Annotated in this window: 13 protein-coding genes; 10 read left to right on the forward strand and 3 right to left on the reverse strand. The window is 34.8% G+C overall.

Annotation, left to right across the window (positions count from 1 at the left end; all coding sequences use genetic code 11):
* Positions 1 to 98 precede the first annotated feature (98 nt).
* Positions 99 to 587, reverse strand: coding sequence for a LiaI-LiaF-like domain-containing protein (locus tag ACWNMZ_RS12090; RefSeq protein WP_031537053.1), 489 nt, complete (start codon positions 585 to 587; stop codon positions 99 to 101).
* Between the two features lie 370 nt (positions 588 to 957).
* On the opposite strand from ACWNMZ_RS12090, the gene hemA reads away from it, so the two are divergent.
* From hemA to ACWNMZ_RS12130, 8 genes are all read left to right on the forward strand, one after another.
* Positions 958 to 2,307: a glutamyl-tRNA reductase gene (gene hemA / locus ACWNMZ_RS12095; protein ID WP_284561828.1), complete on the forward strand. Its 1,350-nt coding sequence runs from the start codon at positions 958 to 960 to the stop codon at positions 2,305 to 2,307.
* A 207-nt stretch (positions 2,308 to 2,514) separates the two neighbouring features.
* On the forward strand, positions 2,515 to 3,339 hold the full coding sequence (locus ACWNMZ_RS12100; RefSeq protein ID WP_031537056.1) for a cytochrome C assembly family protein: 825 nt from the start codon (positions 2,515 to 2,517) through the stop codon (positions 3,337 to 3,339).
* A 41-nt stretch (positions 3,340 to 3,380) separates the two neighbouring features.
* A complete protein-coding gene (gene hemC / locus ACWNMZ_RS12105; RefSeq protein WP_284561827.1) occupies positions 3,381 to 4,316 on the forward strand; it encodes a hydroxymethylbilane synthase in 936 nt (311 codons plus the stop codon).
* Entirely contained in the window at positions 4,309 to 5,073 is a 765-nt protein-coding gene (locus ACWNMZ_RS12110; protein WP_284561826.1) for a uroporphyrinogen-III synthase, read from the forward strand. Before hemC ends, ACWNMZ_RS12110 begins: the two co-directional genes overlap by 8 nt.
* Positions 5,074 to 5,090: 17 nt before the next feature.
* On the forward strand, positions 5,091 to 6,065 hold the full coding sequence (gene hemB, locus ACWNMZ_RS12115) for a porphobilinogen synthase (protein WP_031537062.1): 975 nt from the start codon (positions 5,091 to 5,093) through the stop codon (positions 6,063 to 6,065).
* A gap of 14 nt (positions 6,066 to 6,079) precedes the next feature.
* On the forward strand, positions 6,080 to 7,369 hold the full coding sequence (gene hemL, locus ACWNMZ_RS12120) for a glutamate-1-semialdehyde 2,1-aminomutase (protein WP_031537063.1): 1,290 nt from the start codon (positions 6,080 to 6,082) through the stop codon (positions 7,367 to 7,369).
* A gap of 436 nt (positions 7,370 to 7,805) precedes the next feature.
* The gene (locus ACWNMZ_RS12125; RefSeq protein ID WP_235247781.1) at positions 7,806 to 8,543 is read left to right on the forward strand and encodes an ABC transporter ATP-binding protein; all 738 of its coding nucleotides are present in this window, start codon (positions 7,806 to 7,808) and stop codon (positions 8,541 to 8,543) included.
* Positions 8,544 to 8,545: 2 nt separating this feature from the next.
* Positions 8,546 to 9,298, forward strand: coding sequence for an ABC transporter permease (locus tag ACWNMZ_RS12130; protein ID WP_048717100.1), 753 nt, complete (start codon positions 8,546 to 8,548; stop codon positions 9,296 to 9,298).
* Between the two features lie 290 nt (positions 9,299 to 9,588).
* On the opposite strand, the gene ACWNMZ_RS12135 is transcribed toward ACWNMZ_RS12130, so the two are convergent.
* Positions 9,589 to 10,554 carry an ABC transporter substrate-binding protein gene (locus ACWNMZ_RS12135; RefSeq protein WP_031537068.1) on the reverse strand — a complete coding sequence of 322 codons (966 nt, stop codon included), beginning with the start codon at positions 10,552 to 10,554 and terminating at the stop codon, positions 9,589 to 9,591.
* A 10-nt stretch (positions 10,555 to 10,564) separates the two neighbouring features.
* Positions 10,565 to 11,314 carry a polysaccharide deacetylase family protein gene (locus tag ACWNMZ_RS12140; RefSeq protein WP_284561825.1) on the reverse strand — a complete coding sequence of 250 codons (750 nt, stop codon included), beginning with the start codon at positions 11,312 to 11,314 and terminating at the stop codon, positions 10,565 to 10,567.
* Positions 11,315 to 11,624: 310 nt separating this feature from the next.
* Here ACWNMZ_RS12140 and spoVID point away from each other — a divergent pair, with 310 nt between their 5' ends.
* Both spoVID and ysxE read left to right on the forward strand, forming a co-directional pair.
* Positions 11,625 to 12,782: a stage VI sporulation protein D gene (spoVID, locus tag ACWNMZ_RS12145; protein ID WP_284561824.1), complete on the forward strand. Its 1,158-nt coding sequence runs from the start codon at positions 11,625 to 11,627 to the stop codon at positions 12,780 to 12,782.
* Positions 12,783 to 13,019: 237 nt separating this feature from the next.
* Entirely contained in the window at positions 13,020 to 14,081 is a 1,062-nt protein-coding gene (gene ysxE, locus ACWNMZ_RS12150; RefSeq protein ID WP_235247764.1) for a spore coat protein YsxE, read from the forward strand.
* The last annotated feature ends 49 nt before the right edge of the window (positions 14,082 to 14,130 follow it).

Consider the following 14,130-nt stretch of genomic DNA (forward strand, 5'->3'; position numbering starts at 1 on the left):
GAAAAGTGAGTCGATTTTTTATTTTAGTATAGATGTATAGATTTAACTTTCCTGGCTACAATCATGACCGTAGCCATTTTGTATTATGTATAACACTTTTATTTCCTCTTTTTCGATACTAAATAATATCCCCCAACGATGATGAATAGAATGGGTATCAAGTTATTTAAAGTATGTGGACTAATCTTTAAGAATGTTAACGAGCCGAGAATTTCTTGATAAAAAAGCAAAAGAACAGCTAACAAGAGAAATAGAAGACCATTTAACATTCCCTGCCCCATTTTCTGATTTTGAAGAATAAAGCCAAGAGCAATAATTAAAATAAATGTACCTGTGTGATCTGGCCAGATTGCAAGCTTATTCACTAAGTGAAAGTGTAAGCCAAAGCCAGTTAAAATCACACCTGGTAAAATGACAGCATAATCCTTCCCACTATAGCCTTGAAAAAGAAAGGCAATCCCAATAATAATTAATAGGGTTGGCCATGTATATAGATTGGGTAGAATGGTAATATTAAATTCTTTTAAGATAAAATAAAATCCAAAACCAATTAATACGATACCGGAGAACCATTTTTGTGTTTTCATTATTTCCTCCACTTCCAAAAAACTCAGCTTGAATACATAGAAGATTTTTGTTACTGTACAATGAGTAAAGTACTATATTTAACAAAAAAACTAAGATTACAACGATAATTTTATAAAAGAAGTATAAACTATTACTAGTAAATAACGTAAGTATAATTCTTTTACTGTTATTAATACTATATCTTACCATACGAATTCACAATTTGTTCACATTTATAGGGCAAAATGTTTCCCATTTTTGAAATGATTTTGTTATAATAACTACGTGTTAATAATTATTATAATCTAATTTATTTATATAAATGGTTTTTAAAATGTTCTTTATGATTAACAAGGTAAGAACAACTTTTTGGGGGTGTCATTAGGTAAAATGCATATAGTAGCTGTCGGACTAAATTATAAAACGGCCCCAGTAGAAATTCGTGAACGTTTAACATTTGATTCAGAGCAAATAGGGGAAGCTATGAATCAATTACAAAATAAAAAAAGTATACTAGAAAATATTATTATTTCAACATGTAATCGCACGGAAATATATGCAGTAGTTGATCAGCTTCACACTGGTCGGTATTATATAAAGCAATTTTTAGCAGAATGGTTTCAGTTGGAACAAGATGAGTTTGTTCCTTATTTATTTGTGTATGAACAAGATGGAGCTTTAAATCATTTATTCCAAGTTATTTGTGGTTTAAATTCAATGGTTGTCGGAGAAACACAGATTCTTGGTCAAATTCGCACAAGCTTCTTGACAGCACAATCCATTAAATCTACTGGTTCAGTGTTTAACCAGTTATTTAAACAGGCTATTACTTTTGCAAAGAAAGCACACACAGAGACAGAGATTGGTGCAAACGCTGTGTCTGTAAGCTATGCAGCAGTAGAATTGGCAAAAAAAATATTTGGTACCTTGCAAAATAAGAATGTTCTCATTTTAGGTGCAGGAAAGATGGGCGAGCTTGCTATTCAGAATTTGTATAGCAACGGTGCTAAAAATGTAACTGTGATAAATCGCACATTTGAAAAAGCGGAAACACTTGCAGATCGTTTTGAAGGGCAAGCAAAACCGATGAATGAGCTGCAATGTGCATTAATTGATGCAGATATTGTCATTAGTTCAACTGGGTCTAACACATTCGTTATCACAAAGGCATTGATGAATGCAGTTGAAAAAATCCGCAAAGGTAATCCGTTGTTTATGGTGGATATTGCGGTCCCACGTGACTTAGATCCTGAAATAACTGAATTAGAAAGTGTATTTCTTTATGATATTGACGATTTAGAAGGAATTGTAGAAGCAAACCTCCAAGAACGCCAAAAAGAAGCAGAAAAGATATTGATTATGATAGAAGCGGAAATTATTGAATTTAATCAATGGCTTCATTTATTAGGCGTCGTGCCAGTCATTTCTGCACTTCGGGAAAAGGCCCTAGCTATTCAAAGTGAAACAATGAAAAGCCTAGAAAGAAAGCTCCCTCATTTAAGTGAAAGAGAGAGAAAGATTTTAAATAAGCATACGAAAAGTATTGTGAATCAAATGTTAAAGGATCCGATTCTTCAAGCGAAGGAACTTGCGGCACTTCCAGATGCTGACCAATCGATGCAGCTATTTATGAAAATCTTCAATTTAGAAGCCGATACACAAAAAGAATCGAATAATGTCGTAAAGGAAGACGAGAAAGAAGCATTTTCTCCAATCACTCAGCCGTCCATTCAAGTGTGATAAATATAACGAATGAATGCTTTTTACTCTATTAAACGGAAAGTTTGCTTTTTAAATTGCTATCCTGTAAAAAAATCTCTGCGGATGGTCGTTTCACTTTTCTTTTCATCGGTTAAAATATAGTGGAGGATTAAGAAATAAGCCTATATTAAGTTATAGAAGACTTGGGGTATTAGTAGGATCTTTTATGTTTGAAGGGGAATGTCGATGCAGGATATTTTTATGACTAGACTTCATGAATTCATGATTATTCTTTATGCTTTATCTGTGCTATTGTATTTTTTTGATTTTCTGCATAATAACCAGAGAGCAAATCGAGTAGCTTTCTGGTTACTTTTATTTGTCTGGATTTTGCAATCGTCTTTTTTAAGTATTTATATAGTGGAGATGAATAGATTCCCAATCTTAACTATCATGGAAGGGCTTTACTTTTATTCATGGGTATTGGTAACCTTTTCTTTAGTAATTAATAAATGGTTGAAAATTGATTTTATCGTGTTTTTTACGAATGTCCTTGGATTTGTTATTATGGCAATACATACATTTGCTCCTGCACGTGATTCTGCTCTTACACATGCAGAGCAGGTTGTATCGGAGTTGCTGTTCATACATGTAACAGCGGCTATTTTAGCGTATGGGATGTTTACAATTTCATTTATTTTTTCTGTCCTCTATTGTATTCAATATGATTTACTAAAACAGAAAAAATGGGGAAAACGAGTAATGAGGATTGCAGATTTGGCCAAATTAGAACATATATCTTACCTATTAAGCGTCTTTGGTGTACCATTGTTATTAATTGGCTTAATTCTTGGTGTTCAATGGGCTATTATCCAAAGACCAGACTTTCTTTGGTATGATCCGAAAATTATCAGCTCGTTCATTGTGCTATTAGTCTATAGCAGTTTTTTGTATTTACGTGTTTCAAAAAAGTTAAGGGGGAAAAATGTTGCCCTCTTAAATATTGCCAGTTTTTTTATTATGCTTATTAACTTCTTTTTAGTAGGCAATTTTTCAACTTTTCATTATTAAATGGAAAGTACATAAAGGAATCAATGTTGGAGGTACTGTTAATGCGCAAAATAATTGTTGGATCAAGGAAAAGTAAGCTAGCCATTACTCAAACGAATTGGGTAATTAATCAGCTGAAAAAATTAGATTCTTCTTTTGACTTTGAAGTAAAAGAAGTTGTGACAAAGGGAGATGTTGTTCTTGATGTCACTTTATCTAAAGTTGGGGGAAAAGGGCTATTTGTTAAAGAAATAGAGCAAAGTATGCTTGATAAGGGAATTGATATTGCTGTACACAGTATGAAAGATATGCCTGCAATCCTTCCAAAAGGGCTAACAATTGGGTGTATTCCAGAGCGTGAGGATTATCGTGATGCTTTAATAAGTAAGAACCATATTCCTCTAAAGGAGCTAAGAGAAGGTGCAATCATTGGGACAAGCAGTTTGCGTAGAGGTGCACAATTACTTGCTGTTAGACCTGACCTTGAAATCAAATGGATTCGCGGAAATATCGATACTCGTCTTAGCAAGCTAGACACAGAAGAATATGATGCAATCATATTAGCCGCTGCTGGATTAGCAAGAATGGGATGGACAAGCGATGTAGTAACGGAGTTTTTAGAGCCGGAAGTATGTTTGCCTGCAGTGGGGCAAGGTGCACTTGCTATTGAATGTCGCGAAGATGATAAAGAAGTGCTAGAGCTTTTAAGCAAGTTGTCAAACCAGGAGACGACTCGCACTGTTTACGCGGAAAGAGCATTTTTGCAGCGCATGGAAGGCGGATGCCAAGTGCCAATAGCTGGCTTTGCACAAGTTAAGGATGATGAAGTGGCATTAACAGCATTAGTCATTTCACCTGATGGGAAACAAATTTATAAGGAAGAAGTTACAGGGAAAAACCCTGTAGAGGTAGGGGAACAAGCAGCTGCCATTTTAACAGAAAAAGGTGCAAAAGCATTAATTGATCGATTAAAAGAGGAGAATATAATAGATGGCTAAATCCCTTCTAGGAAAAAAAATTCTCGTTCCCCGCTCTAAAAAACAAGCAAGTGTATTATCAAAGCGGATTAACGATTTAGGTGGAATTCCAGTTGAAGTGCCACTTATCGCTTTTCGAGAAAAACCTCTTCCTGAAGAAGTGATTGTTTCATTAAAATGCCAAGTATATGATTGGCTTGTTTTTACAAGTCGTAACGGTGTAGAGGCATTTTTTAAAGAGATAAACAGAGTAGAATTAACAGTTGTCTCTAAAATTGCTGTCATTGGTGAAAAGACGACAGCAGCTGTTTCTGAACATGGATATCAAGCTGATTTCATTCCGTCACAATTTGTTGCAGAACAGTTTGCAAAAGAGTTCGTTACCATTACCGAAAAGAATCAGCGGATCTTAGTAGTAAAAGGAAATAAATCGAGAGAATTTCTAGCAGAAGCATTAAGGAAAGACGGTTTGCAAGTGGATGAAGCCATATTGTATGAAACGTATTTTCCGAAAGAGAGTGAAGAACTGCTTGTGGAAGAGGTAAAGAAGAATGATTTAGAGATATTGCTTTTTACCAGTTCTTCCACCGCACAACATTTTATGCAAGTGATAAAAAAATATCAGTTAATGAATAATTTGGAAAGTTGTATTGTTATTAGCATTGGACCGATTACGACAGAAACATTGGAATCCTATGGTTTACCTGTAACAATAACAGCGGATCCTTATACAACAGATAGCGTTCTAGAACATTTAGTGCAGTATTTAACAAATTAAGTTGGAGGCAAGAAAAAATGGTTGAATTCAAACGTCATCGCAGATTAAGACAATCTGCTAATATGAGAGCATTAGTTAGAGAGACATATGTACATATCGATGATTTAATTTATCCGATATTTATAACAGAAGAAGAAAATGTGAAGAGTGAGATTTCTTCAATGCCTGGCATTTATCAGTTTTCGATTGACCGTTTAAAAGAAGAAATGGATGAAGTACAGGCGCTTGGAATCAAATCTGTGTTATTATTCGGAATTCCAAAGGAAAAAGATGAATGTGGAACACAAGCCTTTCATGATCATGGTATTGTTCAAGAAGGAATTAAGTACATCAAAGCGAACTATCCTGAAATGATTGTTATTGCTGACACTTGCTTATGTGAATATACGAGCCATGGACATTGTGGCGTAATTGAAGCAGGAAGAGTATTAAATGATGAGTCTCTAGAATTGCTTGTGAAAGCAGCAATTAGCCAAGCTGCTGCTGGAGCAGATATTATTGCACCTTCTAATATGATGGATGGTTTTGTAGCAGCAATTCGAAAAGGGTTGGATGAAGCCGGATTTTTGGATATTCCTATTATGAGTTATGGTGTCAAATACGCATCAGCATTTTATGGGCCGTTCCGAGAAGCAGCTGATAGTACACCTCAATTTGGAGATCGTAAAGCATATCAGATGGATCCTGCTAATCGTCTTGAAGCATTTAGAGAAGCGGAAAGTGATGTTGCAGAAGGCGCAGATTTTCTTATTGTAAAGCCAGGTCTTCCATATCTTGATATTGTTCGAGACATGAAAAATGAATGGGATTTGCCAATTGTTACCTATAATGTTAGTGGTGAATATAGCATGGTTAAAGCGGCAGCACAAAATGGCTGGATTGACGAAGAAAGAATAATTATGGAAACGATGATTAGCATGAAACGTGCTGGGGCAGATTTAATTATTACTTATTTTGCTAAAGATGTAGCACGTATGCTAAAAGAACAATAAGGGAGGAAGTCATAATGCGTTCCTATCAAAAATCAGAAGCGGCATATAAAGAAGCAGTAGAATTAATGCCAGGTGGTGTAAATAGCCCCGTTCGTGCTTTTAAATCGGTTAAAAGAAATCCAGTATTCATGGATTCTGGGAAAGGCTCTAAAATTTATGATATTGATGGCAATGAATACATTGATTATGTATTATCATGGGGACCTCTTATTTTAGGGCATGCTGACGATCAAGTAGTAGAGGGAATTAAGAAGGTTGCTGAAAAAGGTACTAGCTTTGGGGCGCCAACTTTAATTGAAAACAAACTTGCTGCTCTTGTGAAAGAACGTGTTCCTAGCATCGAAATCGTTCGCATGGTGTCTTCTGGTACAGAAGCTACAATGAGTGCTATTCGTTTAGCTAGAGGCTATACCGGCAGAAATAAAATTCTTAAATTTGAAGGATGTTATCACGGACATGGGGATTCCTTGCTTATTAAAGCAGGTTCAGGTGTAGCAACACTAGGTTTACCAGATAGCCCTGGAGTTCCAGAAAGCATTGCTGCGAATACCATTACCGTTGCTTATAATGATTTAGAAAGTGTTAAATATGCATTCTCTACATATGGAGAAGATATTGCAGGCATTATTGCTGAGCCAGTTGCAGGAAATATGGGTGTTGTTCCACCGAAACCAGGCTTTTTACAAGGCTTGCGTGATGTTACAACAGAATATGGCGCTTTACTTATTTTTGATGAAGTAATGACAGGTTTCCGCGTGGATTATGGTTGTGCACAAGGTTATTTTGGCATTAAACCTGACATTACTTGTTTAGGTAAAGTAATTGGCGGAGGATTACCAGTTGGTGCATATGGCGGAAAAGCAGAAATTATGAATCAAATTGCCCCAAGCGGTCCTATTTATCAAGCAGGCACCTTATCGGGTAACCCACTTGCTATGACAGCAGGGTTTGAAACATTATCTCAATTAACGAAAGAAACGTATACAGAATTTATCCGAAAAGCAGATCGTTTGGAAGAAGGCTTAAAAGAAGCTGCTGCGAAATATGAAATTCCGTTTACAGTAAATCGCGCGGGATCTATGATTGGGTTCTTTTTTACCAATGAAGATGTAAAAGATTATGAAAGTGCTAAAACATCCAATCTTGATTACTTTGCTAGCTTTTATAATAGCATGTTAGAACAAGGCATCTTTCTACCACCGTCTCAATTTGAAGGGATGTTCTTGTCAACTGCATTAACGGATGATGATATTGAGCAAACCATTCATGCAGCTAAACATGCCTTTTCTACATTGAAAGCTTAAAAACGAGTTTGTTTTAGAAGATTATTGTTTTTAAAAAAAGAGTCTAGGACAAAATGGACGTGTAAAAACTAAGTCGTTCTATTGCGCTACAGACCCACGATGCGTCGGGGAGGCTTGCCGATTGCCCCATCCTATGGAAAGCGAAATGTATTTAGGTTGCGGGTGATAAGCAAAAACCGTCTATTTTAAAAAATTTAAAAACCCAAACAATTATACGAATGTTTTTAACATCTCCGTAAAATTGTTTGGGTTTATATTTGGTTGGAATACTTAAGTGCCCAGTTTCTTTCATTTTTTTTTATGTAGAAATTAATTAAGCAAAAGACATTTTCTTATTTACTCCGAATTATCTAGAACTGTCGATTTTTTGCCACTGTATGAAGGTGACTAATATGATATGATGCAACTAGTAATAAGCGATAAGAAGGGATGTTTCATGGATTCATTTGTAAAGATGCAGCACGTTAGTTTTACTTATGAAAATAATACAATCTTAAAAAAGCTAAATTTAACTCTAGAAAAGAGTAAATCATATGCATTAATCGGTAAGTCAGGCGTTGGAAAAAGTACACTTCTCCACCTTTTAGCAGGTTTCCTGATCCCAACTGAAGGAGAAGTGTTAATCGAAGGAAACCGAATTCAGCAACCTAGCAAGGATATTGGTTTTATGTTTCAGGACTTAGGTCTTTTTCCTTGGCTAAAAGTTCGCGATGCAGTTTCGATGCCGTTGAAATTAGATAAACGGAAAACGAAACAGGAAATCAAAGAAAGAGTAACAGCACTAATAAGAGAAGTTGGATTAAGTGGAATGGAGCATAAATATCCGGCAGAGTTAAGTGGTGGACAAAAGCAAAGGGTAGCATTAGCAAGAACATTAATTAATGAGCCTGAGTTGTTGTTAATGGATGAGCCGACTTCTACATTAGATGAACTGACAAAAGAACAAATTCAACAGCTAATATATGTGCAGATTAAAAAAAGACAAACGACATTACTTTTTGTAACTCATAATATAGAAGAAGCAGTACTTCTTGGTGAGTATATTCTATTGCTAAAAGATAATGGAGACATCGAGACTATTTATAATCCGCTATTCGGGGTAGAAAAAGCGAAAGAAAATTTGTCTTTTTATAAAGCTTGTATTGAAGTTCGAAGAAAATTAGCGGCGGTATAATAATGAAGAAAATCATTCGGAAAGTCTTTAGAAATCAACTAATCGTAGGCTTTATAAGTGTCACTCTATTTTGGTATATTGTCTATTTTTTAGTACAGTCACATACCATCCCATCACCCATTTTAACAGTTACTTATATATGGAACGAAAAATGGATGTTGCTTCTGCATGCAGGAGCGAGCTTACTGAGAATTACCATTGCTCTTTTTATTTCTTTGTTAATAGGAATTCCATTGGGGATTATTTTAGGCAAAAATAAGAAGATTAATACCTTTCTATCACCTTTTCTATATTATATATATCCAATACCCAAAGTAGCATTTTTACCTGTATTTATGATTTTGTATGGGCTGGGAAACCAATCTAAAATTACCCTAATTATTTGGATTATTGTTTTTCAAATCATTTTATCGGTTAGAGATGGTGTATTACAAATTCCAGCAAGTTATTATAAAGTGATGCACGGCTTTCGGTCACCAATTTACCAGCAATTAATCTACTTAATTTTCCCGAGCATACTTCCCTCCATATTTACAGGGATAAGAATTAGTATTGGCATTAGTTTAGCAACATTATTTTTTGCAGAAAACTATGCAACAACTTATGGAATTGGCTATTATATAATCAGTGCATGGACGAAAATGAATTATGAAGAAATGTTTGCAGGGATCGTCACCTTAGGATGTATCGGTTTATTGTTATTTATCATATTAGATAAATTGGAGTTAAAAGTTACCCCTTGGAATCATAAATAAAGAGGCTTGGACATAAGCATTTCAACCGAAAACAAAAATGAACGTTTATGTAATTAAATTGCATAAACGTTCGTTTTTTTTAGATAAAGGTTTAAAAACGAAGTGAAATGGAGCGTCCTCCCCGGCGCATCGTGCGTCTGTAGCGTAATGGAACGACTTAGTTTTTATACTTAGCTATATTTAAAAACATAGATAACCATCATGAGAAAGTAGCTTTATATAAAAGCTAAATTAAAGATTGCTCGTCTTTAAAGATTAGTTATTTAGTTTTGTCCCAGCCTCTTTTTTGTTTAATTCGGTAACAATGTGAAGTCTGTTAAATCTTCATAAGAATAGTTTTTCGTAATTTGCCCTTTATCTTTCGTCCACTGAACAATCGAATCAAAGGTATCTTTTGAAACTATACTTGCATAAGGAAAGCTATCTTTTGTTGATAAATAGTTGCTCATTGCATCTGGGAATTGATATTTAGTTAATATATCTCCATATTCTTCCGCCTTCGTATTATTCATATAGTCAATTGCTTGATTATACGCTTTATAAAAAGCTTTGATGTCCGCTGATTTGGTTGAAATCATTTCATCTGAAAAAAGAATCGTCCCTCCTTTAATTCCTGCATCTGTTGAGCTACCTAAAAGGTGAGCTCCCTGGCTAACTAGCATACTAGCCTGTGGTTCTGTAAATACAACTCCATCTACTTTGTCTGCCATCAGCGCTTCTGCACGACCAGAAAAAGAAGGGATTTCCACGATATTATAGGTGAAGTCTTCTTTAGCTGCGAAATCATCCATAATATATTCCAAGATAAAGTTCGGCACTAACGAAACATTTTTCCCATTTAAATCTTTCATCTCTGTAATTCCTGAATTAGGAGAGGAGAGGATTTTAAAATCTTCACTTATATCGGAAGTAATCTTCATATTAATTCCATTTTCCATAAATGCTGCCGCTGTCATCACATCAGCGATTGTACCATCTAGTTCATTCGCTTGAATTGCAACATTTCGATCTGTTGGCGAAGAAAAGGATTTTATGGATACGTCTATTCCTTCTTCGTCAAAGTATCCATTTTCCTCTGCTAAAATAATAGGTATCGCCGATTCTGCCGGCAATATTCCGATGGTTAGCTCTTCTCCAGATGTTTTTTCTGTGTTGCTGTTTTCGTTTTTATCTGTTTCGGTTGTAGCAGTCTTTCCACAAGCAGCAGAAAGTAAAACAAATACGATTAATAAGGATAGCGTCATTATTTTTTTCATCTTTTTTCTCCTAATTTGTAATGATTTTTTTGAATGTCTCTAAGTCCATTAAATAGGGAATAGCATTTCTTTTTAATAAAAGTGGATCATTTTTTCTATCATTGTGACCATTTTCACAAGTGAAGGCGAGTTTAAACGCTTTTTCTCTTAAAGTTAAAACATTGGATTCGTTAAATAGTCCAAATGGATAGGCGAATACATTTTTATGCTCGATTAGTGAATGGTTATTACATTCATCTAAGTCTTTAGCAAAGTCTTCTTTACTAGATGTCATTAATAAACTTTCTGTTTCACTTGTTCGGACATGCATACAATCAGTGTGGTTGGCATATTCAAAAACATCAGTCATTTCCTTTAAATCGTTTATGGATAAGCAGACAGATTTTTCTTTTTCAAATTGTCTTTTACTATCATGCAGCCACCCTGTTACAACAAAAGCTGTTGCATGAATTTGGTATTTTTTTAGAATTGGATACGCATATTCCTTTATGGATTGAAAGCAATCATCAAAAGTAAGTAATACAGATTTCTCCGGTAAAGAACCTCCTTCGTAATATGCTTTTACTTCATTTAGAGTTAAAGGGTGAAAACCATTGATAAATAAATACTCCATTTGCTGTTCAAATTTTTCAAGTGTTATGAAAAGTGGAGAAGGCAAGAAATCTTTATAATTTTGCTTTACATCGATTGGATGCTGTTCGGTTGCATGAAAATCTTCTTCTTTTCTTATTTCGTGATACATTAGCACGGGAAAAGCCATAATAGATCCTCCTTTTTAGATAAAAAATCTAAATTGGTCTAAATTTCCAATTTAAATAATTTTGATAACTTGTAAAATCTGCTTTTATTATATAAAACCTTTACTAAAAAAAGGGCTAGAAAAAGCAATTAGTTTTAACAATTTGGTGTATGAATTCTGAAAAATAAGATTAATCAAGTGGAAATAGTCTATTTTCCTCTATTGTTAAGACAAACAAATGAAAGAAATATTCATAAAGTGTTACAGACAATCATAAGTTTTTAAAGACAATAGTGATATATACGTGAAAGGAATGAGAGGAGGAGTCGCTTTGTCTCAAGAAAATTCGTCTATTTTGCGGTTTTCGTTGGAAGAGTCCGTCTGGTTTCAAAAAGGACAGGAAGTAGAGGATCTGCTTTCCATTTCACTTGATCCCAATATAACAATCCAAGAGAACGATCAGTATATTATCATTCAAGGCTCTTTAGAGTTAAGTGGTGAATACAAGCGCTTTAATGAAGGGGAACAAGAAGAAGAGGAGGCTTTTAAGGCTCCTAAATTAATTCATTCAATAATGGAAAGAGAGGAAGGAGTGTGTGAATTTTTACACCATTTTCCGGTGGATATTACCATGCCCCTTTCGAGAGTCACAAGTCTTGAAGATGTTGAAATTGAGATTGATACTTTTGATTATGTCTTCCCGGAAAGAAGCTGTTTGAATTTGACAGCAGATTTAACTATTTCAGGTCTTGCTTCTGAAGAAGAAGAGAGTGTTGATGAAGAGAATGTAGAAGAAGAACTAGAATTAGCTTGGCGAGGTTCAGCGGATGAGGATGACAATGGAAATGATTCAATAGAAGAACCTATTGAAATAGCTGTTAGTCCATTTCAAAATGTCAGTCCACTTTTAGAAGAACAGCGTGAAGAGAAGGTAGAAGACGATGATTTGTATTCCCCATTCGAACTTGAGGTTAGAAAGTCACCGGAAGAAGAGGATGATTGGGGTACGAATGAAAATGCTAAAGTACCTTATTTTTCTGAGGAAACTAGAGAAGAAGAGATTACCTCTTCAGAACCTGAGATGAAGGTTTCTTTATTCAGAAGTGAGGAAAATGTCTATTCTGCAGAAGATGTATTTAAAAAGCCACAACAAGAATCTTCATCTGAATCGAAGCAGGAAGAACTTTTACTGGAAGAAGAGAAATTAGAAGAATCATCATCTTCTCCTCATGAAGAACCAAAAAAGAAAAAAGGGCTATTTAGTAAAACAAAATCTCTAACCTTTACAGAATTTTTTGCTAGAAAAGAAGAAGAGAAGCATACAAAAGTGAAAGTTTGTATTGTTCAGCAAGGCGATACATTAGAAAAGTTAAGTAATCGTTATAATGTCAATATCCATACATTATTGAAAGAAAATAGAATGGAAGCAAATCAAGATGTTTATGAAGGGCAAGTTTTATATATACCAGGAAATTTCGTAGAGAAATAAGAACAATAAACTGGAGCAGGCAGGAGATTTTCCTGCTTGACTGTTTTCTTTTTGCTTTTTTCAATCGTTTTTTGAGGGGGAAAATCGATTAAAGGGTTAAAGAGCAAATAGATTATTTTAAGAGCTTGGTAGCATTCTATCTTGACACTTTGGCAAATGCCCGAATTATATAGCTAACCATCTATAGAAAATAAGAAAAGGATGGGAGTTTCACTTGATAAGAAAGTGTGGGCGGATATGAATGAAAAAAATATATTAAACAAATATTCACCTATCTTAAAATCATACGCAGTAGAACCGAATTTTGTTGAAGAGTTTGGCAAAGTTGCCAAAATATATAGCAATAAAGGTACTTTTGCGTTAAAACGAATTGATCCTCATAATGGGGCTGATTTTACACGTCATATAAGAATGCTTTATCAAAAAGGGTATAATCGAATTGTGCCAATATATCCAGCGGTGGATGGAAGATATGCGATTCTTTATGACAATCAATTGTATTATTTAATGCCTTGGCTGCCAAATGAAGAAAGAGAAACATATTTCAAGAAACATCAACAAATGTTTCGAGAGCTAGCAAGGCTCCATATTTTAAGTTCTAAAGAAGTAAAAATTGAAAAGGAAGATCGACAAGAGCATTTTGAGAATACACAATTAGAAATGGAGAAAGAACAAGAGTTTCTAGCTGGTTTTATTGAGCAATGTGAAAATAAAGAATATATGTCACCGTTTGAGTTAATGTTTTGTATGTATTATCATGACATTCGGCAGGCTTTGATTTATTCAGAGACTAAATTGAAAGAATGGTATGAGGAAACGAAAGAGGATGAAAAGGCAAGAGTCGCCATTATCCACGGGAAAATATCACCAGAACATTTTCTTTATGATGATAGAGGGTATGGCTATTTTACTAATTTTGAAAATGCTAGATATGGATCGGCAAGCCATGACCTGCTTCCGTTTCTGTCCCGTTCCTTGAGGACAGCACCTAAGCAAAATGAAGACTGTATTGAGTGGCTTTATACGTATTTCAATCATAATCCTTTAAAATATGATGAAATGCTGTTGTTTTTAAGTTATTTGGCTCATCCAGGACCAGTTCTTCGTATTTGTGAGAAATATATGAAGGCAGATAAGAAAGCGATCAATGAACGCAAATATGCACAAAAACTACTTAAACAATATTGGCTTTTAAAAAATACAGAATATGTTGTGATGCGAGTAGATGAAATAGAAAGACAAAAGAAAGCACAGCAAGAAGCGGCAGAACAAGCGGAACAAGCAGAGACTCAGGATTAAAATCTTGGGTTCTCTGCTTGTTCCTAAATTTGTAACGATCTTTTCCCAG

The sequence above is a fragment of the Niallia sp. Marseille-Q9988 genome (assembly GCF_976954375.1).